Below are 2,583 nucleotides of genomic sequence, written 5' to 3' on the forward strand. Positions count from 1 at the left end.
CATGTGCACCGTCGCGGCGTAGCTGTGCTGCAGATCCTTGAGCGAGTCGCCCGGGAACTGAATGAATCGACCATCGTCGAGCTTGATGACCACGTACTGCGGGCCGCGATGCTTCGGATCGCTGTGGGGCTGGAAGCGGGTGATCGTTCCGGTGTCGCCGTTGACCACGCGGATATCGTTGCCTTCTTCGTCCTCGCCGAGCGTCATGTTGTCGCGGATGACGATCCGGTCGTTGACGTGCAGGGATGCAGTGCCGGGGATCCGCACCGCGTGCGGGTTGATCAGATCGCGAAGACGCGCGTTCGCGTAGTCGGTGCACCAGGTCGGCTCGTCTGCCGCTCCGTTGCGCCGCGACATGAGCAGCACGACGTTCTCGATCCCGTTCGCCTGGACGCGCTCAACGTACTTGGCGGCGACGGTCTCGAAGTAGGACTCTGCTGAAGGCAGGCCGTGCGAGAAGGTCACGCCTTCGCCATCCTTGCAGTCCAGCGTGTACTGGCGGATCTGGTTCACGGTATCGAGGATCGCGCCGGAGTTGCGCTTCGTCGCCGTCAGGTGGTGATGGTCGACGCCAGGCAGGCGGAGCATGTCGCTCAGCACTCGACCGGCGCCGATCGAGGGCAGTTGCCCGGCCAGGCCGTCAACGCCCGGGTCGCCGAGGACGATCAGGTGTGCGTCGTCGCGCAGGGCCGCCGTGGCCGCCTCGAAGAGCGTCAGGGTCGGCATCGTGCCTTCGTCGACCACGAGGATCTGGCAGCCGAGGGGGCTATTCCGGTTGACCATGAACCCGCCCTCGGGGCTTCCCTTCAGAAGCGAGTGCAGGGTGGAAGCCGAGTAGCCGTTGCGCTCGACGCGCGCGGACAGGACCTTGGCCGCCTTGCCGGTAGGGGCAGCGAACGCCCAGTCCTTGTGGGACATCAAGGCGCTGAACACTTCCATGATCGCGGTCTTGCCGCAGCCGGGACCGGCGGTCACGACGTGCAGGCGCGATTCGCTCGTGGCGATGCCGTAGAGGGCCTTCATCTGGTCTTCGTCCAGCTCGTAGCCGAGCAGGCGCTGGCTCACCTCGATCGCCTTCGTGCGGAACTGCTCGTAGGTGCGTTTGCGCAGCAGGGGCTTGGCCGACACCAGCATGCCGTGCAGGTCTTCGGCCAGGCGGACCTCGGCCTCGTAGAGCTTGGCCGGGTAGATCCGGCGGTTGCCCTGCTCGTCTTCCTCGATGCGCAAGTCACCGCTCTCGGTGGCGTACTCGATCAGGGTCTCCAGCGAGATCATCGGCTCGGTCTTGGTCAGGCGGTTGCGCAGCTGCGGCTCGCCCACAAAGACGTGGCCGGCCGAGTCGCATTCCTCCATCACGAGGAAGGAAGCGAGGGCCGTCAGGCGCACGGGAGCGTCGCGGGGGATGTTCAGCGCCTTGCCGATGGCGTCGGCGCTCCGGAACCCGTAGCCCGGGATCGTGCGCATGGGGCTGTACGGATCCTTCGCGAGGAGGGCGGTGGCGACCTCGGTGATCGGACGGGTTTCGTCCTTGAGCGCCTTCGCCTGCGAGAACAGGGTCATGGCGAGGAGCTTCATCGAGGCGGCCTTCAGCTCCCGCAGCGCGCCGAACTTCGTGGCGAGCATGCGTTCGATGTAGGGGATCTCGGGCGAATCGGCGAGCGCGGCGGGGTTGTCCGAATCGGCGGGAGGCGCGTTCTTGTCCCCGAAGCTGGTCTTCCGGTTGGAGACCGACTCGAAAGTGACGGTCCAGGGCTCGTTGACGAGCTTCAGGCACAGGGCCTCCAGGCCTTCGTCGCCGCCTTCGTCTTTGACCTTGGTGAGGTACTTCTCGGCGAGCTTCTTGCCGATGCCGGTGAAGTTCGCGGCGATGAAGCGCGCCATGGAGGGGACGTCGGGCTGGATGTGTGGCTCGAAGCTGACGACATCGAGCTGCACGCCGTGGCTCGGGTGAACCTTCATGCGGCCGGTCAGGGTGTACTCGAGACCTTCCTTCAGGTGCGCCACGGCCGAGCCGGTTATCTTCAGGGATTCGCGTTCCTGAGTGTCCATCGAGCCGACGGCCCAGTCGCCGTAGATCGCGACGCTCTTGACGATGCCCACATGAGTCTCATCGGGCGAAGGCTTGGCCATGCCGCCGAAGCCCCGCGGAAGCGCGGACTCGCCGGCGGCCGCCTGGAACCCGAAGCCGAATCCCTTCGGCACTGGCGCGGCGGGAGGCGGCGGGGCCACGTCGTCGATCTCATCCGGAGCAGGGGCTGGCGGAGGAGCGGGGGTCGGGGCTGGGGCAGCCGCTGGAGCGAGTGCGGGATCCGGGGCGGGAGCAAGAGCGGCAGCAGCGGGCACGGCCAACGGGCGGCCGAACGTAAGAGGGCGGAATCGGAAAGGGGTCGGTGCCGCGGCAGCCGGTGCAGGGGCAAGCGCAGGGGCGGCAGCCGGTGCAGGAGCGGGGGCTGAAGCCAGGGCAGCGGCAGCGGCGGGAGCTACTGGTGCCGCAGTCGCTCCGGGGAAACGCAGGCCCAGCGGGCGGGGCGCGGGTGCTGGAGCCGCAACCGGAGCAGGGGCGGCCGCGCGCGCGAGCCGACG

Annotated in this window: 1 protein-coding gene; it reads right to left on the reverse strand. The window is 67.7% G+C overall.

What is annotated here, in order from left to right; genetic code table 11:
• The coding region (locus AC1DY5_RS50820; protein ID WP_478121884.1) for an AAA family ATPase at positions 1–2,229 on the reverse strand (2,229 nt) is incomplete at its 3' end.
• Positions 2,230–2,583 lie beyond the last annotated feature (354 nt).

Source organism: Variovorax sp. P4_D9 (genome assembly GCF_056401695.1).